Consider the following 25,520-nt stretch of genomic DNA (forward strand, 5'->3'; position numbering starts at 1 on the left):
CCACGACGCGCAGCAGATCGTAAACAGGTTTTGAGGAAAACCTGGCCCAAGGCCGTAATGGATCAGTGCTTGGCCAGGCCGAAGAAACGCCGGATCTTGTCCACCAACTCCGCCCGCTGCGGCGAGCCGTGGCCCTCCTGCCAATCCTGCGGCAGCTTGCGGGTGCGCTCGGCCAGGCGTTCCGCCAGAATCGACGAGATCGCCTCGGCCAACTCCTTGCGCGAACTCAGAATGGACTGGAAGGACTCCTTGTCCAGCCGCAGGCACTCCACATTGGAACGCGCGATCACGGTGCCGCTGCGCGCCTCGCCGGTCATCAAGCCCATTTCGCCGAAGAAGTTGCCGCCCTCCAGCACGTCCACCAGCTTGCGGCTGCCGTCCGGCAGGTTCACCCACACCTCCACCTCGCCGCTGAGCATGATGTAGAGCCAATGCGCGACCGCGCCCTGATGCATGATGATGTCGCCGGTGACGAAGGGCGTGAACTTGAGCTGATCGGCCAACACCACCATCTCCTCGTCGTTGAGGCTGGTCAGCAGCTCCACCTTGCGCAGCGCCTGCACCCTCTCCTCCAGGTGCTTCTTCATCCGCGCTTCCATATACTTTTCATTGTCCTTGATGGTCAGCACATTGTAGTGCGGCGAGGACATTTTCAGATTATGGCGGCGCAAGGCGGCGTCGATATGGGTGCGCACTACGGAATCGGTCAGATCGTCGGCGGCGAGATCCGTCAGCCAGTAACGCACCGCGTACTTGCTGTAGCCGTTCTCGAAGCCCATCAGGATACAGTTGGGCTCCGGCGACAAGGCCACGCCGGGCAGTTGCGCCTCGCGCAAGGAGCGCTCCACCACGGTGATGATCTGATTGGGCAGCGTGTCCCAGTTGATGTTGAACCACACCCAACGCCGCCATTGCAGCGGGCCGCCCTGGTGCTTGCCCAGGATGGCGAACTGCCCCTTCATCAGCTGGCTGTTGGGAATCACCACGGTTTCCCAGTTGCGGGTTTCCACCAGGGTGGCGCGCCAATTGATTTCCACCACCCGGCCGGACAGCTCGCCGGACTTGATCCAGTCCCCCACCTCCACCGAATTGTCCAGTTGCAGCGACAGACCGGCCAGGATATTGCCCAGCGTGTCCTGCATGGAAAACGCCAGCACGCCGGTGATCACCGCCGAGGTGGTGACGATGTGGCTCAGGTCCAGGCCGGCCAGGCGCAAGAGCACCAGGCCCCAGCCCACGCAGCCCAGCACCAGCAGGATGTCTTCCAGAATGCGCGGCGGATGCAGGCGCAGCAAGGGCAGGAACAAGCGCATCAACATCATCGCCCACAGCCGGATCAGCGCCAGGCCCAGCACGATGATGGCCACCTGCTTGATCCACTCCGCCACCGCCTGATCGCCCTGCGGGCCCAGATTGATCACCACCAGCGCAACGGCGGCGGCCAGCAGCGAACGCAGCGTCGACTTGCGGGCTTCCGGCCGCAGCAGATAGAGCAAGGCGGCGCAGGCGGCCGTCAGCGCCACGAACAGCGTCAGACTGTCGTGCCACGCCTGAGGGATCAGCTTTTCCAGCCAGCTAACCGTCGGGGCCGTATCCATGCCGCCTCCGCGATGAAATCTTTGATGGGAAACCGCCGATGGCGGCGCCGCTGCGGCAGGGAAGAGGGGGAAACAACAGGCCGGCCGCTTTTCATTGATAGTCCATCGCGGCGGATAAAAAAAATCCCTCCCGTGTAGGGAGGGCTGCAAGGTATCGGGGAAGTGTAATCGCCGGAGCTGGGGAGCCGCCGGAATCACAGCGCCCTGCTATACCAGTGCAGCGCGCAATTGAATGCTACACATTCCCATAGCATTTAGATATGAGTACATTTACTTAGCAAGCATGTCTCGCAGTACAGGTTCCACATCGTCCGGCGTGGTCAGCCTGCGGATGCGCTCGAACAAGGCGCCGGCCTCGGGCCAGGTGCGCTTGAGCTGCCCCAGCCATTGCTTGGTGCGCGCCACCGGGTAGCGTCCGTCCTCGGACTGGACGCGGCACTGCAGAAACAGGTCCAGCACCCAGGGCTGCATCTCGCTCCAGGGCATGGCTTCGGCGCCGTCCCCGCGCTTGATGCGCAGCGCCAGGTCCGGGCAGGCCACCAGGCCGCGGCCTATCATCACCGTGTCGCAGCCGCTTTGCTCACGGATGGCGCGGTAATCGTCCAGCGTCCACACCTCGCCGTTGGCCACCACCGGCACCGCCACGCTCTCGCGGATGCGGGCGATCCAGTCCCAATGCGCCGGCGGCCGGTAGCCCTCCACCTTGGTGCGGCCGTGCACCGCCAGTTCCTGCGCGCCGCCGGCTTCCAGCGCCCGCGCGCATTCCAAGGCCCGGCTTTTGTCTTCATAGCCCAGCCGCATTTTGGCGGTGACCGGTATTTCGGCCGGCACCGCCGCGCGCACCGCCTGGACGATCTGGAACAACAGCTCGGGATCGTTGAGCAGGACGGCGCCGCCGCGATGGCGGTTGACAGTGGGCGCCGGACAGCCGAAATTCAGGTCTATCCCCGGCGCGCCCAGGCTGGCGGCCTTGGCGGCGTTCTCGGCCAGACAGGCCGGGTCTGAACCCAGCAATTGCACCCGCACCGTGACGCCGGCGCGGGTCTTGCCGCCGCGCGCCAGCTCCGGGGCCAGCCGCATGAAAGTGCGGGTGGGCAGGAGCGCCGAGGTGACGCGGACGAACTCGGTCACGCACAGATCAATGCCGCCCACCCGGGTCAGCACATCGCGCATCGCCTCGTCCACCAGGCCCTCCATCGGGGCAAGAACCAATTTCATTGCAAACATCGCCGGAAAAAAGGCGAATATTGTACCGCAAAGCGGGGAAAGGCATTCAATGCAAATCGCCATCCGCCAGGCCGGCGCGGAATCCGTCCGCTGCTGGCTGCCCTTGTTTCTGGCTTATCTCGATTTCTATCTGGTCGCGCAGCCGGCGGAAGCCTGCGCCGCCTTCCTGGAACAGCGGCTGAGCACGGGCGAAGCGGTGGTCTTCCTGGCGGAAGACGCCGCCGGCGTCCAAGGCTTCGCCCTGCTCTATCCCGGCTTCTCCTCGCTCTCCCTGCGCCCGCACTGGCTGCTGCACGACTTGTTCGTATCACCGGCCTGCCGCGGCGGCGGCGTCGGCCGCGTATTGCTGGAGCGTTGCCAGGCCCATGTCGCCGCGCTGGGCGGCGGCCTCACGCTGCAAACCGCGCACGGCAATCTGAACGCGCAGCGGCTGTACGAACAATCCGGATTTAAACTGGATAGCGAATTCCGGGTCTATGAATGGAGCCCCGGATAAGCCGGGCGCGCCGGAGCTCGCCTTGACGCGCCGCCAAGCGCTGCGGCATCCTTCGCCCCCTTGATGACATTGCCCAATGGAGCCGACATGAAACAGCATCGCGTCATCTTCGACACGGACCCTGGCCTCGACGACGCGGTCGCCATCCTGTTCCTGCTGGGCGCGAGCGCCGACATCGAGCTGCTCGGCCTGACCACGGTGGCCGGCAACGTGGGCGTGGAACTGACCACCCGCAACGCCCGCATCGTCTGCGAATGGGCCGGCCGCGGCGACGTGCCGGTCTACGCCGGCGCCGACCGGCCGCTGGTCCAGCCCTATCAGGGCGCCGAACACGTGCACGGCGCCAGCGGCCTGGACGGCGCGCCGCTGCACGAGCCCGCCATGCCGGTGCGCGCCGAACACGCAGTGGACTTCATCGTGGACACCCTGCGCCGCGAACCGGCCGGCAGCGTCACCCTGTGCCCGGTGGGCCCGCTGAGCAATATCGCGCTGGCCTTGCGCCGCGCGCCGGACATCGCCGCGCGCATCGGCCGCATCGTGCTGATGGGCGGCGGCTATTTCGCCGGTGGCAATATGACTCCGGCGGCGGAGTTCAACATCCACACCGACCCGCACGCGGCCGACATCGTGCTGCGCTGCGGCGCGCCCATCGTGATCTTGCCGCTGGACGTCACCCACCAGGCCACGACCACGCCGGCGCGCGTGGAATGGCTGCGCGGCCTGCCCAATCGCTGCGGCCCGCTGGCGGCCGCGCTGCTGACTTCGCTGGAGCGCTACGATGTGCAAAAGCTGGGCCAGGACGGCGCGCCGGTGCACGACCCCTGCGTGATCGCCTATCTGCTGCGCCCCGAGCTGTTCCGCGGCCGCGAAGTCAACGTGGTGGTGGAACTGGCCGGCCACTACACCACCGGCGCCACCGTGGTGGACTGGCACGGCGAATCCGGCCGCGCGCCCAACGCGCTCTACCTGACCGAGGTGGACGCCGACGGCCTGTTCCAGCTGATGGCCGACGCCCTCTCCCATCTGCCGTAAACCCAAGGAGGCCCCATGAAAATCGCTCCCGGCATTTATCGCCATTACAAAGGCCCGCTCTATGAAGTGCTGGGCACCGCCACCCACTCCGAAACCGGCGAACTGCTGGTGATGTACCGCGCGCTCTACGGCGAGTTCGGCCTGTGGGCGCGCCCGGCCGGCATGTTCGAGGAAAGCGTCGCGCACGAGGGCCAGACCCTGCCGCGCTTCGCCCTGGTCAAGGCCTTCTGAGCGCCGCGATGCGCATTTTCCGCACCGATCAGTTCCCGCTGCCGCTGCCGCCCGGACACCGTTTCCCGGCGCAGAAGTACGCCTTGCTGGCGCAGGCCGTGGCCGGCTTCGCCGCCGAGGCGATGGACGCCGCGCCGGCGGCCAGCCGCTACGAGCTGGCGCTGGCCCACGACGACGCCTACCTGGACAAGGTGTTCAACGGCGCGCTCAGCGCCGCCGAGCAGCGCGAGATCGGCCTGCCCTGGAGCCCGCAGCTGCTGGAACGCAGCCGCCGCTCGGTGGGCGCCACCATCGCCGCCGCCCGCTGGGCGCTGACGCGCGGCTGCGGCGTCAACCTGGCCGGCGGCACCCACCACGCCGGCCGCGCGATGGGCAGCGGGTTTTGCGTGTTCAACGATATCGCCGTGGCCGCGCGGCTGATGCTGGACGAAGGCCTGGCCCGCCGCGCGCTGGTGCTGGATCTGGACGTGCATCAGGGCGACGGCACCGCGGCCATCACCCGCGGCGACGCGCGCATCTTCACCTTCTCCATGCACGGCGCCGGCAATTTCCCCTTCCGCCGCGAAGCCGGCGATCTGGACATCGAACTGCCGGACGGAACCGGCGACCAGACCTATCTCGCCGCCCTGGCCGAACACCTGCCGCGCCTGTTCGCCGCCGATCCGGATCTGGTCTTCTACCTGGCCGGCGCCGATCCCTACGCCGGCGACCGCCTGGGCAAACTGGCGCTGAGCCGGGACGGCCTGGCCGCGCGCGACCGCATGGTGCTGGAAGCCTGTCGCCAGTCCAAGGCCGCCGTCGCCGTGGTCATGGGCGGCGGCTACGCGGTGCCCATAGAAGACACCGTGGCGATCCAGACCGAAACCGTGCGCCTGGCCTGGCAAATCTTCGGCGCCGAGGGACAGATCGCCCGCCCCGGCGCGACTCATACACACCCACCCCGTCAATGGAGTCCGACATGAAAACCGCAACCTTCGCCGGCGGCTGCTTCTGGTGCATAGAAAGCGCCTACAATCGCCTGGCCGGCGTCCACAGCGCCGTATCCGGCTATACCGGCGGCCCCGGCGCCCACCCCAGTTACAAGGAAGTCTGCGCCGGCCGCAGCGGCCACGTGGAAGCCGTGCAAATCCGCTACGATCCCGCCCAGATAGACTACGACACCCTGCTGCGCGCCTTCTTCGCCCTGCACGACCCCACTACCCTCAACCGCCAGGGCAACGACGTCGGCCCGCAATACGCGTCGGTGCTGTTCTATCACGACGAGGAACAACGCCAGGCGGCGGAGCGCATGATGGCGGAGCGGGCCGGCGATTACCCGGCCCCCATCGTCACCCGGCTGGAGGCCGCCGCGCCCTTTTATCCGGCCGAAGACTATCACCAGCAATACTTTGATCAACATGGCCACGAACCCTATTGTCAAATGGTGGTTGCGCCAAAATTGGCCAAGTTTCAGCAATATTTTTCTGTTTACTTGAAGAAATAAGCCACACCCTGCCAGGGGCGAGCCCAGCTCCCGGCTTGGTTCGCGCGCCCCGGGCATCGCCGCTATAATCCGGCTCAGTAGCGGCGATGCCCAGATTGGCTGCGCGCCGGACGAACCCAATCTCCCCATGGCAGACAAGCACAGCATCATCACTGCATTCCGCACCGCCCTCACCCGTCACCTGGACCTGTTGCGCACCGCCTCCCCGCGCGGACGCCTGGCCTGCGCCGTGTTGTGGCTGCTCACCTTCGCCCTCTTGCTGGGCCAATCGGTGGCGCTGGACCTCAACCAGCAGCATCAGGAGCACCAGCAGGTGCACGGCCTGATTCTCTCCAGCCTGCAAACCCGGCTGCAGGAAAGCGAGATGCTGCAACAAAGCGTGGTCGACATCGTCGATCAGGAAAACAGCCTGCGCGAGGCGCGCATCCGCCTCTTGGTGGAATCGCTGGCGCGCGAACAGCCGCAGCTCTACTTCATCGGCTACCAGCCGCTGGTCAGCCACGCCTACCGCCGCGAGTTCGAGCGCATGCGCAGCCAGCTGCAAGGCCAGCCCTACCGCATCCGCGACTACCAGCACCAGCAGGACAACGCCTGGGACCAGCAGCAAGCCTGGAGGCTGGCGGCCAAACGGCCGCGCTACCTGCCGCTGAGCATGGCCGAACCCGGCCTCGCCTCGGACGACTGGCGCGAAATGGGCCTGGACCTGCTGGCCGACAGCGTGCTGGCGCCCACCGTCCACCGCGCGATGGGCCAGGGCGAGGCGGTGTCCCCGGTGCTGCGCCTCAACAACGGCAAACAGGGCCTGGCCTTCTTCTCCGCCGTCTACAACACCGAAGCGCCGTCCCCGGTGCCGCTGGTGCGCAGCGAACAGACCGCCGGCATGGTGGTGCAAGTGCTATCCCTGGACAGACTGGTCAGCCTGACCCCCAATATGGCGACGCGCTACAGCGTGGCGCTGCAACGCAAAGATAGCGCGCCCAGCGGCTACGACCCGCTGATCTACCGCCACCAACAGCAGGACCGGCCCGGCTGGCTGGCGCAATGGCTGCTGCCGGCGCTGGAAATCCGCAAAAGCCTGGACACCCCCTATCTGCCCTACGAGCTGACGGTGCGCCGCCAGCTCAGCTTCGACCGCACCGCGCCGCTGGAGCTCTTGCTCAGCGCCCTCTTCTCCATGGTGCCGGCCTACCTGCTGCTGATCATCCTGGCGCTGCTGGCGCAAAACCGCCAGGCGCAGGAACAGGCGCAAGACCGGCTGCACCGCGAGCGCGAATACGCGATGGTGGCGCTCAGCGGCATCAGCGACGCGGTGATCAGCATCGACATCGACCTGAGCATCCGCTACCTCAACCCGGCGGCGGAAACCCTGCTCGGCCTGAAGGCGCTCGACGCCGCGCAACGCAAGCTGCACCAAGTGGTGAGGCTCAACTACGAATTTGCGCGCCAGGTGGAGGAAGACCCGGTGCACAAGGCCATCCAGCGCCGCGAAACCGTGCTGCTGGCGCAAAACTGCTACCTGATACGCAGCGACGGCGAAAAACTGCTGATCGAAGGCTCGGTGTCCCCGCTGCCCGGCCGCGACGGCCGGCTGATGGGCGCGGTGCTGACCTTCCGCGACACCGCCCCCATCCGCCGCCGCATGCTGGCGGCGCTGGAAGCCAGCGAAACCCGGCTGCGCCAGCACGAAATGGAGCTGGCCCGCGTCGCCCGCATCAACACCATGGGCGAGATGGCCTCCGGCATCGCCCACGAGATCAATCAGCCGCTGTCCGCCATCATGAGTTACTGCCAGGCCGGGCTCAGCCTGCTGGAAGACGAAGAACCGGACATGGCCATGCTGCGCCGCGCGCTGGACTCCTCCGTCACCCAGGCCAGCCGCGCCGGCCAGATCATCCAGCGCCTGCGCGAGTTCGTGATCAAGAAAACACAGCAATTCAACCCCATAGACCTGAACCAGGTGGTGGGCAATGCGCTCAACCTGCTGGAATACGAACTGAAAACCCACGATATTCATATTGAGCAGAATATTTGCCACGACCTGCCATTGGTCTACGCTGACAACATACAACTGGAACAAGTGGTGCTGAACCTGATGCGCAACGCGCTGGACGCCATGGAAACCGTCGCCCCCTGGGGGCGGCTCAGCATCGCCACCAGCCTGAACGGCCGCTGGATCCGGCTGAGCATAGGCGACAACGGCGCCGGCATCGCGCCGGAATTGCTGGACCGCATCTTCGCGCCCTTCTTCAGCACCAAGGCCAGCGGCATGGGATTGGGCCTGGCCATCTGCCAGACCGCCATAGAAGCGTTCGGCGGCAAGCTGAGCGCGCGCAATAAATCAACCGGCGGCGCGGAATTCATCATTGAACTGCCGCAACGGGACGCGCCGCCGTCAACGGGGTAACCGGCAGGAGTCAAAAACACAATGCAAAACACCACGCCAACCGTCTACATCGTCGACGACGACCCAGCCGTGCTGGACTCGCTGGCCATGCTGATCGCCGCGCAAGGCATGCGCACCGTCACCTTTCCCAACGCGATGGAGTTTCTCGCCCACTACGGCGGCAACGACATCGCCTGCCTGGTGCTGGACATCCGCATGCCGCAAATCACCGGCCTGGCGCTGCAAGAACAGCTGATCGACAAAAACGTGACCCTGCCCATCGTCTTCATCACCGGCCACGGCGACATCGAACAATGCCGCCGCGCCTTCCAGACCGGCGCCATCGACTTTCTGACCAAGCCCATAGACCAGGCGCGGCTGATAGAAAGCCTGCGCAAAGGCATACGGCTGAGCATTCTGCAACACCGCAAGGAAGAGGAAACCCAGGAAGTGATGGGCCTGCTCGCCCGCATCAGCGGCCGCGAGCGCGAAGTGCTGGAACTGGTGGCGGACGGCATGTCCAGCAAGGAAATCGCCCGGGTGCTGGACCTGTCCCCGCGCACCATAGAAGTACATAGGGCCAACCTGTTCAACAAACTCGGTGTAGACTCTCTGGCGGACCTGGTGCGCTTCTACCTGAAAGCGCTGGAAGCCACCGGCAAGAAACCCAACGACGACAGTTTTTTGAACGATACGCCCACCCCTTACTGAAACAACGCCATGGAACGACTGTTCAAACACGTCTGCCTGGTGGCGCGGCACAGCAAGCCCGCCATCGTTGAATCCCTGCGCCAGCTGGCCGACCACCTGTCCGCCTCCGGCGCCACCGTGCTGATCGACAAGGACAGCGCCACCCAGCAGGAAGCCGGCCCGCACGCGCTGATAGACCGCAACGACATGGGCAAGCTGGCCGACATCGTCATCGTGCTGGGCGGCGACGGCACCATGCTGTCCATCGCCCGGCTGCTGGCCCCCTACCGCGTGCCGCTGATCGGCATCAACCAGGGCCGGCTGGGCTTCATGACCGACATCCCGCTGCACGAGATGCTGGACTCCGTGGACGCCATCCTGCGCGGCGACTTCGTGCCGGAAGACCGCATCCTGCTGCAGGCCGCGGTGATACGCGAAGACGCCGAAGTGGCCAACGCACTGGCCTTCAACGACGTGGTGTTCAGCCGCGGCGCCATGGGCTCGATGATAGAGTTCGAAGTCTTCATCGATAACCAGTTCGTCTACAGCCAGCGTTCGGACGGCCTGATCGTCTCCACCCCCACCGGCTCCACCGCCTACTCGCTGGCCTCCGGCGGCCCCATCCTGCACCCCACGCTGCAGGCCATCGCCCTGGTGCCCATCTGCCCGCAATCGCTGAGCAACCGCCCCATCGCGGTCAACGACTCCTGCGAAGTGGAATTCATGCTCACCCGCGGCCTGGACGCGCGCGTGCACTTCGACGGCCAATCCCATTGCGACCTGATGGAAATGGACCGCGTGCTGATCCGCCGCTACCGCAACCCGCTGCGCATCCTGCACCCGGTGGGTTACAACTACTACGACATGCTGCGCCACAAGCTCCACTGGGGCGAGCGCCTGCTCTGACACCTGACGCGAACACCTCATGCTCCTATCGCTGACCGTTAAAGACTTCGTCATCGTCGACAGCATCTCGCTGGACTTCCAAGCCGGCTTCACCGTGCTCACCGGCGAAACCGGCGCCGGCAAATCCATTCTGCTGGACGCCCTGAGCCTGCTGCTGGGCGACCGCGCCGAAGGCGCGCAAGTGCGCGAAGGCGCGGAGCGCGCCGAGATCACCGCCGAATTCGACACCCGCGGCCGCCCTGAAATCGACGCCTGGCTGGACGAAAACGGCCTCAACGGCGACGACGACGTGCTCCTGCTGCGCCGGCTGCTGGACAAATCCGGCCGCTCGCGCAGCTTCGTCAACGGCCAGGCCGCCACCCTCAGCCAGCTCAAGCAGCTGGGCGAATTCCTGGTCGACATCCACGGCCAGCACGCCCACCAATCGCTGATGAAGGCGGACGCCCAGCGCCAGCTGCTGGACGCCTACGCCGGCTCCGTCGCGCTGGCCCGCGACGTGAACAAGGCCTGGCAAGACTGGCAGACCGCCCGCCGCGCCCGCGCCGACGCCGAACGGCTGTCGCGCGAATCCGAAGTCGAGCGCGAACGGCTGAACTGGCAGATCAACGAACTGAGCGAGCTCAAGCTGCAGCCGGACGAATGGAGCGCGCTGAACCAGAGCCACTCCCGGCTGGCCAACGCCGCCGAACTGGCGCAAAGCGCCCAGCTGGCGGTGGACACCCTGTCCGAGATGGACAATAGCTGCCTGACCATGCTGTCCCAGGTGCAAACCCGGCTCAGCAAGCTGGCCAATCTGGACCCGCGGCTGGCGGACACCCTGTCGCTGCTCGATTCCGTGGACGCTGAGTTGCGCGAAGTGGTCTACAGCCTGCGCGACTACGCCAGCGACATCGACGAAAACCCCGGCCAGCTGGCCGAAGTGGAAGGCCGGCTGGAAGCGCTGATGAGCACCGCGCGCAAATACCGGGCGCAGCCGCAAGACCTGCAGGAAAAACTGGACGACTGGCAGCAACAGCTGCAAGCGCTGGAAGCCTCCGCCGACATCGAAGCGCTGGCGCTCGCCGAAGCCTCCGCGCTGGCGCGCTACCGCGCGCAGGCCGAGGCCCTGTCCGGCAAACGCCGCCAGGCCGCCAGCGAGCTGTCCGCCCGCATCGGCGCGGAAATGCAGCACCTGGCGATGAGCGGCGCGCGCTTCGCCATCGAACTGGCCGCCCTGTCCGAACCCGGCGCCCACGGCCTGGAGTCCATCGAATACCTGGTGGCCGCCAACGCCGGCACCAGCCTGCGCCCGCTGGCCAAAGTGGCCTCCGGCGGCGAACTGTCCCGCATCAGCCTGGCCATGCAAGTGGTGATCAGCCAGGTGGCCAGCGTGCCCACGCTGATCTTCGACGAAGTGGACGTCGGCATCGGCGGCCGCGTCGCCGAAGTCATCGGCCACATGCTGCGCCAGCTGGGCCAGCGCTACCAGGTGCTGTGCATCACCCACCTGCCCCAAGTGGCCTCCTGCGGCAGCCATCACTGGCAAGTCAGCAAGAGCGAGCACAAGGGCCGGGTCAAGAGCCGCATCGAGCCGCTGAACAGCGAGCAGCGGGTACTGGAAATCGCCCGCATGCTGGGCGGCGTGGAGCTGACCCAGACCACGCGCGAGCACGCGGCGGAAATGCTGGCGTCAAATGCGCCGGCCCTATAGGGTCTGTTAACGCTTATTTTGCAGCTGCGCTGACCGAGAAAAGCCCACACAGCCCTCCTGGCAGCGCAGCAAAGGGCTTTCCCCGCTCAACCCTCCGGGTTCGCCCTCAGCCGACGCTTCGCTTTGTCGGCCGCCTCTGGCAGTGAAGGCACTGCGGCGAGGCGGCCTTCGCGCCTAGCATTCGGCTGAGAACGAACGCAGCCGCAAAATAAGCGTCATCAGACCCTAGGCAAACCCGGCAAGACCCGCTAGAATTGCGCCCTCTTACCGATTCGGGAAGCGTGGCAGAGTGGTTTAATGCAACGGTCTTGAAAACCGTCGTGGGTGCGAGCCCACCGTGAGTTCGAATCTCACCGCTTCCGCCAAAACATTAGATAAGCCATTGAATTTAAAAGGATTCAATGGCTTATTTCTTTTTCAACCCACAAAATAGCCCACAAATAAAAATCCGCACCGGTAATGCTCTTACCAAGAGAGTCGGAGACGAAGCGTACCTAAAGAGCAGATTCGTAGCACCACGAACCGATTACCAGACACAAATCTACAGCACGCTGTGCGGTGTGCAATACCGAGTTCAGAGGACAGGTGTCGGCCAACGGCAAGTGCATCGACGAAAGCCATACCCATTCGAACCCGGAAGGTGGGGATGTTGGACCGGTTAAATGATCAATCAGAGGTTCAGGAAATCGTTTGAATCATAGGTAAAACTTTCGCCATACATACTTTCGTACTTGATGATGATCCGCACTCGTTGCCTAGCTGACCGCAGAACCTCATGGAACACAGAGCTATGTTCTGTACGGAACGTCACAGTAACGATGGGCATCTTCTCATCCGCTCGCATGTAGTAGCCAGGAACCAAAACAGACCAAGGCCCTAAGCGAGGGGACATGCCTTGAAACAGCAATTGGCTTACCTTTTGGACAAGAGTACTTCCCGTGCCTTCCACCTGCTTTCCATCAACGAAAATGAGGAAGCTTTTGATGAATGCCGGGCCAATTCCGTTGTTTGACAGGGAAAAGGCATAGCATAATTCTTCTTCCTCGAGTTCCTCCCAGCCAGCCAAGGCGGGTCTAACCGATAGCTTGTTATGGCGTCTTGTGAGCCAAGCTTGCCAGCCAGTTGCGATCATCGCCAGGATGGCAACAACGGTACCTCCGTTCGCTTTCACGATATCTAGGGCGGCCACGGCAGCTCCCAGCACTACTTCACATACAGAACTCATCTACTTTTCCTCTCCGCTCTACAGGTTCTGCCCCGAAGAACCAAACCACACAGCGGGGCGCTTCCCCTCGGCCTTGTGCGTTAGCATACGGTCGCGCATCTCGTTCAACTGCCGTCTCTCTAAGCTCGAGGCGCTCTGGTCGGTGATAGCCGCTGTAATGGTCTCGAGAAGACCATCGTGATAGGTAGCATTGACCCCTCCTGCTTGGTAGGGTTGGGACAGTAGGTTCTCTGCGCTGCGAATGATGCTCGAGTTGTCCATGAGAACTCCTATTGTTTAGGTGAAAGAGCCTCCAATTGGGGCATCACGACACCGCCTCGTCAAAGCACCCTAGCTTTAAATCCCTTTAATATCACGTCGGCGTATCGCTTGGCATCCTCTCGGCATGAACCGCGCAGACCGCCCCCCCCATCAAGACTGGCAGCCTGAGTCGGGCACCGACGACATCGTCGCCGGCATCGATGACCTCGACCAGTGCATTCGCCTGATCCTGGGGCCCCCCCAAGGGTTCCTGTCGGCAGCGACTGCCACCGCTACGTCGATTGGCCGCAGAATCGCGTCACTCCGCACCTGGTGTGGATAAGCTGCAGCTGCTGTTCACCACGACCCACTGGCCAGCCTCCTGGCCGATCCGCGCCAGCACCTGGTCAGCCTGGAGTCACGTCGCACTGGTCGACGGCAACCAGGTGATTGAACCGGTGATGGGCCACGGAGTGCGCCGCGTGCCGGTCTGCAGCGCGATCCGCCGCGCCAGCTGTCATGCCCTGGTGAGCCTGCCGGCCAGGCACTGATCATTGCAGCTGCAGCCGAGCAACTCGGCAAGCCCTATGACTACACTGCGATTCTCGGGCTGGGCTTGCATCGTGACTTGCAAGAGGACGATGCCTGGTTCTGTTCGGAATTGGTGGCTTGGGCATTCCTGCAGGCTGGAGAAGCATTGTTCGGTGCCAAGTGCCTACGCCGTGTGAAACCGTAGCACCTTTACATGCTTCCGGGACAGCCGGAGGTTGCTTTCCACTGATGGAAACGACGAAGGGGCACATGGCCCCTTCGTCAGTGAAGGTGAAATTCTGTTGCGAATGCTGGAAAATGAACGGACACTATTTATCGCGCAAAATGGCGCTCAATTTTCGCGCTGCGCTTCAACGACCGGCCCGTGCCTCGATGGGCTGGCTGCAGATCGGCGGCCAAAGCAGACAGTCACAAGCAAAGGCCACGATGGCCGCTTCCGCTCCTCATTACTGCTAGTTGAGCTGGCAGAGGCACCAGCAGGTAACAGCTGTAGGGACGTTCTTCTGCGCGGTCAATCTAGATCAGCGCTCGACGTAAGCAGTCATTCATGCATTTGTGCTAAAATGACCGTATCGGCTAGAACTGCCATCGACCTTGCTGTATAGCAATCATTAGAGTGACCGGTTAGCTCTGTAACCTCCCGTATACTCTATTTTTTAGTGACCTAAAAAGTAGCCTCCTGGCTTTTAATCAATACGTACTTGGTCAATTAGCAATTGAATTATCCTATGCCTTTTTTTAAGTCTGAACCCATCCCCTCTAATATTTCACCTTCCAATCCTGACTTTACATGCCTTAAATCCTCTGTGGCTTACTATGGGCATTTAAATCAGATAGTTCAACTTAACATTAACCAATCGTCACTTGTAATTTTACTGGAAAAATGGAAGTGCAAAAAAGATGTAAACAGTGTCGTTAGGGACTTTATTAGACCTGTTGTACATGAATTTCGACACTGGGTTGACATGCACTGCACTCCTGCGGAGTTGTCTGTCTTGAACTACATATTCAGACTGGCAAAAAGTCGTGATGACAAAAAAGCTATCTGGGAAGTTAAGAAAAACATTAGTCTAGAAGTATTTAAGGATAAGATATCAAATATCCCAGAACTACCATGGGGTATAAATGCCACCAGAAGCGTTCCTGTATTTTTTGAAAAAATTGAACATCTCTCCCTTTGTTTTTTCAAAAAAGAAAATAGCCGTCACTTTTGCAAATCCCCTCTTTACTTAGGCAGCATGCTAGAGGTTAATGCAGTGTGGCAAGAGCTATATGAAGGAACCGCTCTGAGTAGAAACGATGAAACTTGGGTAGTCGAAAAAAAATTCCTAGCTGAAGAATTTTCTAGGTTCGTATATGACTCGAGATTGCCAGAGTATCATTCATTGGCGCATTTTGTAGCCTTGCAGAAAGGAGAGCCTGATATACTTACTACCTATAGACTGGCCTCTGCAATATCGACCTTTATCCTGATGATGCCTGACGATTTCTTGTATAAATCTGTAGAGAAATGTGTTTTCGAGCTACAAAAAGATGCGCGATACAGCGATGTCATCAGGCTAAATCGTGAATGGCCGCGCGAGTTTCTCTACTATTTCATTGTGACAAAGTTGCACAAAATTAATAACTATGACGACGTTAATGAAATATTTTCATTGCTTCCTTTTTGGTGGTCGGTACGTGATAATTATTTTGATTTGGCATACGCAGGATATTGCAACAAACTTAAAACTATGGCAGCTGAATTTGGTGGATATTTTGAAAGCATTGCCAATGCACTACAGAGTAATGCGCAGAGCCTTATGGGACAAAAAAGCCTTAATCCATTTTTGCTAATGCTAAAAAAGCCACCAATTTATTTAAATGACGGCACCATTCCGGGGGATTCGGCTTTTTCTGGGTATGAAGATTATTTCATGTCGATTCCAGATGCTGAAATGGCTATGGCAATAAAAATAGGGAATCAATAGTTATTACTTTCCAGTATATAAAACTTGATTTTTAAATTTGTTTTAGACCTGTTTGTGTCTACCCCTTTTGGGCAGGTAGGGGGCTGTAATTTTGATATGAACAGATATTATTAATCAGCTTGATAACTGTGTTTTAATAGACCCTCATTTACCTACCACTTTTATGGCTGCTTCAAAATTAATGCAATCATTTTTCATTAAGCATGTGAATAGCTGCTTTGGCCGACCACTGACGATGTGTCAGCCTGGCCGGCGGCAGTTTGGCGAGGCTGTGTGGAAATGCAGCCATTGATTGATGCCAATAGGATTGGCACAGCCTCTTGCCGGGTTATCCAGTTCGGTTCCGGTGCAAACGAGACTATGTAGATGGGTAAAAGGCCCCTTCAGGCCGTTACTGCCGCCATTAACCCTGCAATTCCGATGATCTTCATGACGCGCTTCAAGTTGAACGCGAGCACGTGCAAGCTCATCTCGGTGCTGACATGTTCCAGGGTGCGTGTCAGAAAGTGCGTCGCTCCCATCCAGTCTTTCAATGTCCCGAAGGGATGCTCCACCGTCTGCCGCCGTCGTTTCATCGCACCAGGCTGGATATCCAGTCGCCTTTGCATCGCTTCCAATGTGGCTTCGTGCTCCCAACGGCTGACGCGTCGATAATCACTTGGCGTGCACTTTTCTTTGATCAGGCAACGTGGGCAGTCTGAGCTCCAGTAACGATTGATGAGCAGGCCAGACTCAATCCGGGCAAATCGCCATTTCAAGCGGCTACCTGCCGGGCAGACGTACTCACCAGCTACCAAATCAAACACGAAGTCCTCTTTGTCGAAGCGCCCATCGGCCTTCGCGCCAGAGGTCATCGGTTTTGAGACCAGCGCAGTAATGCCGGCCTCTTCACACTTTTGAATTTCTTCGCCTTTAAAGTACCCACGATCTGCAATGACTTGCAGGTCCGTGGCATCCAGGGCCGACTGCGCTTGTATGGCCATCTTGGCCAACTGGCTGCGATCACTGCCACTATTGGTCACTTCATGGGTAACGATGAGATGGTACCGGGTATCGACAGCGGTCTGCACGTTATATCCCACCAGCCCACGGCTCGTACTGGTCGCCATGGCGCGGGCGTCAGGATCGGTCAAGGAGATCTGCGCAGATGGCTCTTGTTCTAACTGAGCCTGGATCTGCTGCAGTTTTTCCATGCTCTTTTTCAGGGTGGCCATCTTCTGCTGAATTCGCGAGGTCCGCGCTTCCTCTATCTCTGCTGGCTGCCGATCTGCGGTTTCCAGTGCGGTGAGATAACGTTCAATGCAGTGATCGATTTCCTGCATCCGCTTCTCCAGTTTGCCACGCGTGAAGTTGCGGTCATGGGCATTCACCGCTTTGAACTTGCTGCCATCAATGGCGACGGCAGCGTGCACGAACAGATTCAGCTCCCGGTACAGGACAACGAATTGCCGGCAGACATTGCGGATACCGGTGCCATTGTCTCGTCGGAAGTCGGCAATCATTTTGAAGTCGGGGGCAAGCCGCCCCAGCAGCCACATCAGTTCGATGTTGCGCTGTGCTTCTCGTTCTAGACGGCGACTGGATGGAATCCGGTTGAGATAACCGTAGATGTACAGCTTGAGCAAGATGGCTGGGTGGTAAGACGGCCGCCCGGTGGCTTTGGGATCGACGCCGGCAAAGCCAAGCCCGCGCAGATCAAGTTGCTCGACAAAGGCATCCACAATGCGCGCCGGGTTGTCTTCACAGACATAGTCATCAAGCAGCGCTGGTAAAAGTGCGGCTTGCGACCTGTCCTCTCCTTGAACAAACCGTGTCATTGCACATCCCTCGGCATGCCATTAGGAACGTCATAGACACGGGGACGTTTTCACACAGCCACCGGCCAAAGCAGACGGTAATGCTCTTGTGCTAAAGTGGCTGCTAACAGCTAAGGAACAGACGTGCTCACCAAGCCATAGGCAACAGGCTGCGCGAGCTACGTAACCATACCTCCATACCTTCGCACTCCCGCAGCAATGCCCGACAAAAGAAGTCTGTTGCAAAAATGAGCGGATCATAATTATGATATATTCATGGTGAGAACGGTATAACACAGCACAGGAGTTTTTGATGCCCACGATGCACGAAGTCGATATGACTGCTGCGTTGGCTATATTGAAGAGCTTACACAGCAAGACTCTTCCTATACCACACATTCAACAGCCTGGAGATTCTGTTTGCTGGGCCACTTGCATGGCGATGGTGGGAGCGTGGAACAATGATGGGGTAAAATTCTGCGATTATGTTCAACGCCAATCTCCTCAATGTGGAGACTGCGACCAACGTTGTAAAGGAAAGAGCTGTGATGCACCTCGACTTCCCGACTATATAAAGACGGATTGGAAACACTTCAATTACAGCAATACAGTTGAAATTAAAGGGGTACTAAGCTTCGCTGGAATACGTGACTGGCTGAAAGAGGGTAAGCCCGTCCAAGCTTATTTTCAGCATTACAACGCACGATCAGCACATGTAGTGCTGATCATTGGAGCTGAAAAAAATGACGAGATGGACGATATGCTTGTAATTTCTGATCCATTGAAAGATAAACCGGTACTAATCTCCAGTTTGAAGATTGGGGACTGGGGTGGGTGGCAGAGAAGCTGGGTGATTGGAAGATGAATATCTCTAACTTTCCTGTTTCACGAGGGCTGCAAGACATACCTAGCGAGTGGTTTAATAAGAACTTAGCAAGCGCCTATGCTTTTTACTTGTATGCCCATCAAATGGATGAATATCCTAGCCATAACCATAAGATTGCGGGACGCGTTTTAGGTGGCTTTCCGGTTTGGTACATGAGCAGAAAACCAGTAGATACCCGTCCAGGGGCTACGTTCGTTCGTAATGTAAACGGTGAGAACTACTGGTTTTATCGATCCAATTCGGAGTTTGTTGCGATCCAATTCTGTGCTTTACAAGGCCCACATCTAACGGGAGACTCCACGGTTATTAGCCACATTGAATATGGTGACGCAAAGATGCCTAGGCTGTCGTCAACATTTGTCGTATCGATGGAATTGCTCACTCGTATCGGGCTTTTTCTGGGTAATTTAGATAACCAAGGTGCCTATCCTCGAATCATAGTTATTCCAGAAACCAGTCAATGCGGGCTTCTCATTACTACAAATCACCGTGCTTCTTGGCATCCGCGAGAGCACCTTGTTTTTCCCCTTCCGGAATTGTCGCTTGGGCGTTCGAATCGACAAGGCGACGATTTTCGTGACTCGAAAATGTCACTCGAGCAGTTTGTGCTGTCATCAGCATATCCGATGAGGATTGCCTCACTAAATGATGCTGATTAAATCTGAATCGTAGTACAACTAGTTCAATTATGCCTGAACTACCGCTTTGAGTCGGGACTGTGAGTTCGCCAGGCCAGGAGTCTGATTTCGGGGTTAATTTACACCCACCGACCGTAAGTGGCGCATTGCGGCTTGATTCGCCGCGACTTGCCAACGACCGCTTTGGCCGACCTCCCGCCAGTCATGCGAGCATTCCGGCAGGACGTCGGCCGTAGCAGCCGTTCACCCCATCTGGCAGGAGTGTCAGCTCAAGAGCTGCGAGCAGTCATTCGGACCAGGTGCTAAAGTGCTCGTTTGGTCGAATGGACAGAAAATATGGGAATCTATTGCCGAGGCAAAGCTCGCATCCGACATCGCGAGACCGGACAAATCCACGAAATTGAGAGCGGAGAACTGGATTGGGAGGTGGTCGATGGCGACGAGCGCGAGATGGGGCCGGAGACTCACTATGAAGCTTTTGTCGATCACCCCGAGTTGGGAATATTGACATGGGGTCTCTGGGAGTATCCGGAAGGCATCGAGAACTGCCAGAACACGGATGTAGGAGGTCATGAGGTTGTCGATGATTTCAGTTTTGGTCTGGAGCACGAAGAGCCTGAGCCCGACGAATGGCTCGACTACTCGGTTCCTGATGACCCATTCACGATCTTCATGGACTCGTATCGCCATACCGGTGACCTGCTCGCTGATCATGGCAAGGACCATGGCGGGTTTCTCCTAAATCGAATGGTGTTCTCTCATCAGGTTACAGCGTTGGAAGCATACCTCGGCGACACGCTGATAAATGAGGTGATGGACGATATAGCTGCCATGCAGCGTCTGATTGAGCAAGATGAGGAACTGGTGAAGGAGAAATTCACGCTTGTCGAAATATCCAAGGAGCCTACCCTGGTCGAGCGCAAGGTCCGAGAGCACCTGCGTTCGATCCTGTACCACAACCTTGCTAAAGTAGACGTGCTCTACAACATCGCTCTTGGCATCCGGATATTGAATGAGACCAAGGACAAAGCAAGCCTATTCAAGGCGGTGACGTTGCGCCATGACTGCGTTCATCGAAACGGATTCGACAAGGATGGAAACGAACTCCAGGTCTTCACGAAAAAGTTCGTTCAGGACACAGCCGATCTGATCAGAGACTTTGTGGAGAGCATCGATAGGGCCGTAAGCACTCGCCCTGGGAGAACTTTCTAGCCCCCCGCCACATCGGAGCCTCGTGTTTTAAGCGACTCTCTCTTGGATGGTGACTTGGCCAGAATTCTCCTGAAAGTAGCCCTTCCTTAACCCATCCATCATCAACACGAACGCTGCGCGATGAAGCCGCGCAGCGCCAGTTATGTCAGACGTAAGCACTCGAAAAACAACCGTAGTTCCTTGCATTGCATAGGGAGAACAGAAACATGAGCACCATCAGAGTACTGGTTCCGGGCGATGACCAAAGTGAAGAGGCCATTTCTCTAGCCTTTGGTTACGCGGACGAAATTTGCAAGTTAAGCCAAGGAACGGTTCAAGAGGCAATCCTGTTTGTCCCGGGGAAAGACAGCGTCATATTCACCACTCTTACGTCGGCTTTGGGAGAAAGGAATGCGAAGAAACTCCACGATGGAGGCATCGTCGCCCTGCCATCCGGGATGCCTATGCGTTTGGAGACCATTCGAACACTGAGATGGGTTACTAAACCCAGCGTGCTTATATCTATCTATTCCGACCAGAAGATGCTTGATCAAGTAGATTCGACGAAAAATCTATTCGGAATTGTTGCGGTTCCGTACATTCCTGAAGCTCTAGAGAGATGGCAAAAAACGTGGTCTCCCACCGTTCATGGAGCACCAAAGCAGTCCGCACAGAAATTAATTGGCGACCCTGTGGTTGAACAAGCTCTCGTGTCACTGACCCATGGCATTAATTTGTCGCACAGCCTGCTGAATCCTCGCGATAAGGAACATTCCAACAGAACTTTACGAATCCTTCGCGCAAATGGTCACGTGGAAAAACCTGAGAATCTTCGGTCGTGGGCGGTCAAGAACGGCTGGCACCCAAAGGCAGCTGAAGAACTAGAAAAGTTGGCCATCAAGGTACTCTCACTGAAATCAAAGCCCCGACTGTCGGACCCTGACGTTGCGAAAAGAACCTATGACTATTGGTGTTCGAAGATCTAAGGTGCCCCCGAGGGTGCTAACCTATCATTCAAGTGGACCTGCGCGAAAAGCTGCGCAGGCCGGTAAATTCGAACGTTGAACATCAGCTTTTTAAAGTAACGAACTACCATTTTGGGTAGAAAGTGATCGTTCCCAAAGTATGAAAGCAGCCTTTCGGCTCCGGTGTAACGGAAATGGCCGGAATGTAACACTGAACGGCCACTCAGGGCCGATAGCGTGGAAGGCCCCTTAGGCCGAACTGCTGTCAGCCAGGGTGCAGCATCGTCAGTTGGTCGGCCAAAGCGGTCAGTCATGCTTCATGAAGCGTAAAGGCTGCTTTACGCCATGTTGCGGACATGGCCCTAATGTCCGGTTAGTTTGTGGTCACAAGAACTATCAGGCCTGCTGGTGCAATATACCGGTAGGTTCTGCGGGGCTTGGCAATCTTCAAATCCCCAATCTAGTCAAGCATGCCTCTGCTAATGCTGTGCTATTGTTCTGTAGTTTTTATTTTTGCCTCAATTTTATTTATGAAACACCGGGTTTAATCAAGTTGAGCCTACATTAACGCTGAGGAATCGAGAGTGTTTTCCTACTCATTTGCGGTAAAACTAACTGATCGCAACATTGATAAGAAGCCTTCTATAGCATCGTTCCAGAGTGATGGCGGAGATATTAAGGTCGAGAGAAAGGAGGATGACATCCTCTTGATTTCATCAGATGGATACTCCTGCAAGGAAGATGCGCTGAAGCAACTGGCCGCTATGCTTATGAAGGCTAAAATTACGTTGCTTAAACTCAGGGTCCCCCACCAGGACTGGCTGTTATTCAATACCAGTCAAAGGTTTGCTACGGAAGCCATTGGCAGTCTCTTTGAGGAACGTAATATTGTTGCGGTCAGCTATAAGCCACAAGTTTATGAAACAAAACGATTTCAGCACTGGCCTGGCGCAACACCCGCTGGAGCCCCATTCAACCTTGAAATACTCAGTGATATCGCTCTTCCCGAAGATGAATTCAATTTCGGAACTGCTCGCACTCTAGAGGCTTTGAATGTATTGGGACTAGCTTTGGCTGATCCGCATGCGAAATCTAAACTGATTCTTGCGATGACCGCAGTTGAAATCCTTAGTGATAGAGGACGTGTGGAAAAGGAAGTTATGGATGCGCTTGATGATTTGAAGGAGAAAGTCTCTGAAATTAAAGCCACACCTGAGATAAAAGATCGGCTCACCAATGTGTTGGAAGGGGCGAAGATAGAGACCATATCGAAGGCAGGAAAGCGCTTGGTTAGGCAGATCCTCGGCGGGGCCAGAGCTAAAGAGTTTTATAAGCTCTATGATGTAAGATCTGAACTCGTGCATGGCAATTCTTCACGCCTGAGCATCGACCTTCATGGGCATGCTGAAATTGAGAAATATGCTGAAGAAGGCTTCAGTCTTGCGCTGGACCTCATCTTGAAGTTTCATGGGTCCGCAACATCCAATACGTCCTTATAGGTCACCGTCATACAATGTCACCCCCAACGGCAAGGGCGACGACAACGTTCCCAACGGAGGTCTATACCCGCCTCATTGAAGGCGAAGACAGCACGCATGCCTAACTTGATTGCGCAGCAAGCCAAACGGCCGCCCAGGCTCCCTGCCTATGCGGTGGTACGCTCAGTCGCAGTCTGTGACATTACTTGCTTGGTGTCAGGAAAGCTCGACACCAAATTTTAGTTGCGAGAGCCAGTATCTAAAAAGAGTTGGCGTCAGATGATAGGTCAACTGTTTGAGTGGCGCATGACATGATAAAATGCCTACAGCATGTCACCATGGGCAGGAAAAATGGCAATCCAAGGATATAGTAAGTCGGAATTTGGTGAGGAACTGGCCAGGGTACTATCTCCCGCCCGTCCAATATCTAGCATTGAAAAACTCTATGGACGCGAAATAGAGCTCGAAACAATTGAGAGATCTTTATATCAACCTGGAAGGCATGTCTTCATTTATGGAGACCGGGGAATTGGGAAAAGCTCTTTAGCTGCAACCGCAGCCTATCAATATCACAATAGCGAGACCTCCCCAATATTTGTAGGCGGCTCTTGCGATGAAACCTTTAAATCTATTATTGCCAACATTGCAAACAAAGCAATGTCAATTAGTCGGTTTGTAAACACAAAGAAAACATCCAATTTTGGCTTTGAATGGAAGGGCGTAAAATTTAACTCCGGCATAGAAACAAACTCTAAAGATATTGCCAGTCAAATTCAAGGGGTGGGAGATGCTGCGGATCTGCTCGATCAAATATCGAAAGTCCTGCCCCAAAAAACCGTAATTGTTATTGATGAATTTGATGCCATTCCTGATCTAGACGATAGAAATAAATTTGCGTTCTTACTAAAGCAACTTGGCGACCAAGATATAAATATTAGATTTATATTTACTGGAATTGCCAAATCAATTGACGAGCTTCTTGGAGCTCATCAATCCGCGTACAGGCAGCTTGAAACAATTGAATTGGCAAATTTATCTTGGGATGCAAGATATGAATTAGTGAAGAATGCAATGAGTCACTTCAATATCACCATGCCTGACGACATAAACTGGCGAATTGCTATGATATGTGCCGGCTACCCATATTACATTCACCTAATTGCTGAGAAGATACTCTGGGAAGTATTTTCGGATGCTGAGCTTGTAGATCAGGTCAGTCTCGACCACTATGGCAGAGGACTGAATTCAGCCGTCAGAAGTGTAACCGCTGAGCTTCGAAAACCATATGAAATTGCCGTGATTCATCGATCAGAAGAGTATGAGGATGTGGTTTGGTCAACGGCAGACACTGATGATTTATTACGACCACTTTCTGAAATGAGAAAGTCATACGAAGCCATAATTTTGAAGCGAAGAAAGTCTAGTTCCATAAACGCCACCACATATAGTCAGTGCATTAGGAACCTAAAAAATGAAAAATTTGGTGCCATACTCATTCCTTTAATTGGAAGAAAAGGATGGTATGGATTCAGAGAAAACATGCTCAGAGGCTTTATTCGTTTGCAAGCTGCTGCCAATGGTATTGAATTGAATGGCTCTTATAAAATACCTAAGCAAACAATGCGAGCAACAGTAAACGCACGGAGCGGAACATACGGCCCCACCATTCCATATGGCGTCAATGTTAACAGACGGATTAATGATGAGAATGACTAGTCGCCACAGGGAATTAGCTAAAGAACTTACCCCAATTTTACAGAAATCTGACTTAAAAGAAATCGACACATTTTTTAATTTTACACTGTGGTTTGCCAGGCGTTACGCTGCGACATACGAAATGGATGGCACCATTTATCTTGTTCTTGATAATAGCCTAATTCAGGCATTCAAGCATCGGGCATCCAATGCAAAGAGGGCTACACATGCCCTAGCTTATACAGTATTTTGCCGTTTTGTACAGAACTGGAGCGATAGGGAAAGCCATCTAGCTATTTCGCCAATGGCCGTTTATGAGCATCTTGGCCGCCGAATTCCAAAATCTGAAAGAGAAGTTAATGACACACTGATTGATTTACAGCACTTGTTGCACGGAACGTGTTTGCGGGTGGCCATGCTAGGATTCGAAACATCCAAAGATTTATTTAATAAATTAAAAAATATTGCTGAAGATGAACAATACTTAACTCAACTTGTAAAAGATATCGATAAATCAAACTGGGAAGTAGATTTAAGTGCGCCGCTAGGCGTAAAAATTCCGATGAGCGTTGCATGGAGAGCGCTTCCTGAGCAGTTGCCTTTACGTTATTTTGATGATTGGTACGTCCACTTCGTACTATCAGCCAGAATCGAACGACATATTATAGCTCAATGTCGCGATGCTGAGATTAAACCAATTGGGAGTGGTCGTCTCGCAACCACGCTAGCAGATCTGAATACGTTCAGCCGTAATGGCTTACTTAAAGGTCTTGGCGATATTGACATGCTACAGATCTGTGACATCAGCCGTCAATTCAGTGAAGCACCCGGCTATGTTCTATCAGGTCAAACTCTTGATCGGGACTTGGCAGATGCCTTATCGCAACGTCACGTCTTCCATATTCATTCAGGTTTTAAAGGTGGCGATCCGCAACGGGAAGAACGGATCAAGGAAATGGTTAGCCTAATGCTTGGCAAGCCTTTTGCAGAAGAAGAAAGGCGAGGCAAGCGTATTCAAGAGCAACTAATAGATTTTGCAGAAACTCTAGCAGATATATGCAAAACCGCCACAGGTAAGCTCACAGAAAACTGATGTGCATAAACCAGAGGCCTGCAAGGCCCCTGGTTCTTGGTGACGGTCTAACATC

At 56.6% G+C, this 25,520-nt stretch carries 22 protein-coding genes and 1 tRNA gene; 19 read left to right on the forward strand and 4 right to left on the reverse strand.

Annotation, left to right across the window (positions count from 1 at the left end):
* Positions 1-62 precede the first annotated feature (62 nt).
* Together DB032_RS09390 and DB032_RS09395 are read right to left on the reverse strand one after the other, a co-directional pair.
* Positions 63-1,598, reverse strand: a complete 1,536-nt coding sequence (locus DB032_RS09390) for a mechanosensitive ion channel family protein (RefSeq protein WP_107799244.1) — start codon at positions 1,596-1,598, stop codon at positions 63-65.
* Between the two features lie 270 nt (positions 1,599-1,868).
* Positions 1,869-2,816 carry a tRNA-dihydrouridine synthase gene (locus DB032_RS09395; protein ID WP_107799245.1) on the reverse strand — a complete coding sequence of 316 codons (948 nt, stop codon included), beginning with the start codon at positions 2,814-2,816 and terminating at the stop codon, positions 1,869-1,871.
* Between the two features lie 58 nt (positions 2,817-2,874).
* Between DB032_RS09395 and DB032_RS09400 the strand changes: the two genes are divergently transcribed.
* The 10 genes from DB032_RS09400 to DB032_RS09445 all read left to right on the forward strand — a co-directional run bounded on the left by DB032_RS09400 (position 2,875) and on the right by DB032_RS09445 (position 12,101).
* Positions 2,875-3,321 carry a GNAT family N-acetyltransferase gene (locus DB032_RS09400; protein WP_107799246.1) on the forward strand — a complete coding sequence of 149 codons (447 nt, stop codon included), beginning with the start codon at positions 2,875-2,877 and terminating at the stop codon, positions 3,319-3,321.
* Positions 3,322-3,408: 87 nt separating this feature from the next.
* On the forward strand, positions 3,409-4,353 hold the full coding sequence (locus DB032_RS09405) for a nucleoside hydrolase (protein WP_107799247.1): 945 nt from the start codon (positions 3,409-3,411) through the stop codon (positions 4,351-4,353).
* A gap of 15 nt (positions 4,354-4,368) precedes the next feature.
* Positions 4,369-4,584, forward strand: coding sequence for a DUF1653 domain-containing protein (locus tag DB032_RS09410; protein ID WP_043593565.1), 216 nt, complete (start codon positions 4,369-4,371; stop codon positions 4,582-4,584).
* 8 nt (positions 4,585-4,592) lie between these two features.
* Positions 4,593-5,546, forward strand: coding sequence for a histone deacetylase (locus tag DB032_RS09415; protein ID WP_107799248.1), 954 nt, complete (start codon positions 4,593-4,595; stop codon positions 5,544-5,546).
* Positions 5,543-6,067: a peptide-methionine (S)-S-oxide reductase MsrA gene (msrA, locus tag DB032_RS09420; protein ID WP_107799249.1), complete on the forward strand. Its 525-nt coding sequence runs from the start codon at positions 5,543-5,545 to the stop codon at positions 6,065-6,067. The genes DB032_RS09415 and msrA overlap by 4 nt, the downstream gene beginning before the upstream one ends.
* Positions 6,068-6,194: 127 nt before the next feature.
* Positions 6,195-8,471 (forward strand): ATP-binding protein, encoded by a 2,277-nt coding sequence (locus DB032_RS09425; protein ID WP_107799250.1) that lies wholly within the window; start codon positions 6,195-6,197, stop codon positions 8,469-8,471.
* Positions 8,472-8,492: 21 nt separating this feature from the next.
* Positions 8,493-9,161 (forward strand): response regulator transcription factor, encoded by a 669-nt coding sequence (locus tag DB032_RS09430; RefSeq protein WP_019103053.1) that lies wholly within the window; start codon positions 8,493-8,495, stop codon positions 9,159-9,161.
* A 9-nt stretch (positions 9,162-9,170) separates the two neighbouring features.
* Entirely contained in the window at positions 9,171-10,046 is an 876-nt protein-coding gene (locus tag DB032_RS09435) for an NAD kinase (RefSeq protein ID WP_107799251.1), read from the forward strand.
* A 19-nt stretch (positions 10,047-10,065) separates the two neighbouring features.
* Positions 10,066-11,736: a DNA repair protein RecN gene (recN, locus tag DB032_RS09440; RefSeq protein WP_107799252.1), complete on the forward strand. Its 1,671-nt coding sequence runs from the start codon at positions 10,066-10,068 to the stop codon at positions 11,734-11,736.
* A gap of 275 nt (positions 11,737-12,011) precedes the next feature.
* A tRNA-Ser gene (locus DB032_RS09445) sits at positions 12,012-12,101 on the forward strand.
* A gap of 305 nt (positions 12,102-12,406) precedes the next feature.
* On the opposite strand, the gene DB032_RS09450 is transcribed toward DB032_RS09445, so the two are convergent.
* Positions 12,407-12,961, reverse strand: coding sequence for a hypothetical protein (locus DB032_RS09450; RefSeq protein WP_107799253.1), 555 nt, complete (start codon positions 12,959-12,961; stop codon positions 12,407-12,409).
* 575 nt (positions 12,962-13,536) lie between these two features.
* Between DB032_RS09450 and DB032_RS24395 the strand changes: the two genes are divergently transcribed.
* The gene (locus tag DB032_RS24395; protein ID WP_199225861.1) at positions 13,537-13,752 is read left to right on the forward strand and encodes a hypothetical protein; all 216 of its coding nucleotides are present in this window, start codon (positions 13,537-13,539) and stop codon (positions 13,750-13,752) included.
* Between the two features lie 996 nt (positions 13,753-14,748).
* Entirely contained in the window at positions 14,749-15,723 is a 975-nt protein-coding gene (locus DB032_RS23640) for a hypothetical protein (RefSeq protein WP_146176627.1), read from the forward strand.
* 383 nt (positions 15,724-16,106) lie between these two features.
* Here the strand turns inward: DB032_RS23640 and DB032_RS09470 are convergent, their stop codons facing one another.
* The gene (locus tag DB032_RS09470) at positions 16,107-17,540 is read right to left on the reverse strand and encodes an IS1182 family transposase (protein ID WP_107799256.1); all 1,434 of its coding nucleotides are present in this window, start codon (positions 17,538-17,540) and stop codon (positions 16,107-16,109) included.
* 292 nt (positions 17,541-17,832) lie between these two features.
* Here DB032_RS09470 and DB032_RS09475 point away from each other — a divergent pair, with 292 nt between their 5' ends.
* The 7 genes from DB032_RS09475 (at position 17,833) to DB032_RS23655 (ending at position 25,465) form a co-directional block, all read left to right on the forward strand.
* On the forward strand, positions 17,833-18,384 hold the full coding sequence (locus DB032_RS09475; RefSeq protein ID WP_107799257.1) for a papain-like cysteine protease family protein: 552 nt from the start codon (positions 17,833-17,835) through the stop codon (positions 18,382-18,384).
* Positions 18,381-19,064, forward strand: a complete 684-nt coding sequence (locus tag DB032_RS23645) for a hypothetical protein (RefSeq protein WP_146176628.1) — start codon at positions 18,381-18,383, stop codon at positions 19,062-19,064. Before DB032_RS09475 ends, DB032_RS23645 begins: the two co-directional genes overlap by 4 nt.
* Positions 19,065-19,379: 315 nt before the next feature.
* A complete protein-coding gene (locus DB032_RS09480) occupies positions 19,380-20,255 on the forward strand; it encodes a hypothetical protein (protein WP_107799258.1) in 876 nt (291 codons plus the stop codon).
* A gap of 206 nt (positions 20,256-20,461) precedes the next feature.
* Positions 20,462-21,220 carry a hypothetical protein gene (locus DB032_RS23650; protein ID WP_146176629.1) on the forward strand — a complete coding sequence of 253 codons (759 nt, stop codon included), beginning with the start codon at positions 20,462-20,464 and terminating at the stop codon, positions 21,218-21,220.
* A gap of 563 nt (positions 21,221-21,783) precedes the next feature.
* On the forward strand, positions 21,784-22,698 hold the full coding sequence (locus DB032_RS09485; protein ID WP_107799259.1) for a HEPN domain-containing protein: 915 nt from the start codon (positions 21,784-21,786) through the stop codon (positions 22,696-22,698).
* A gap of 330 nt (positions 22,699-23,028) precedes the next feature.
* A complete protein-coding gene (locus DB032_RS09490; RefSeq protein ID WP_107799260.1) occupies positions 23,029-24,393 on the forward strand; it encodes an ATP-binding protein in 1,365 nt (454 codons plus the stop codon).
* Positions 24,386-25,465: a hypothetical protein gene (locus DB032_RS23655; RefSeq protein ID WP_146176630.1), complete on the forward strand. Its 1,080-nt coding sequence runs from the start codon at positions 24,386-24,388 to the stop codon at positions 25,463-25,465. The genes DB032_RS09490 and DB032_RS23655 overlap by 8 nt, the downstream gene beginning before the upstream one ends.
* The last annotated feature ends 55 nt before the right edge of the window (positions 25,466-25,520 follow it).

This window comes from Chromobacterium sp. Panama (genome assembly GCF_003052555.1).
GTDB lineage: Bacteria > Pseudomonadota > Gammaproteobacteria > Burkholderiales > Chromobacteriaceae > Chromobacterium.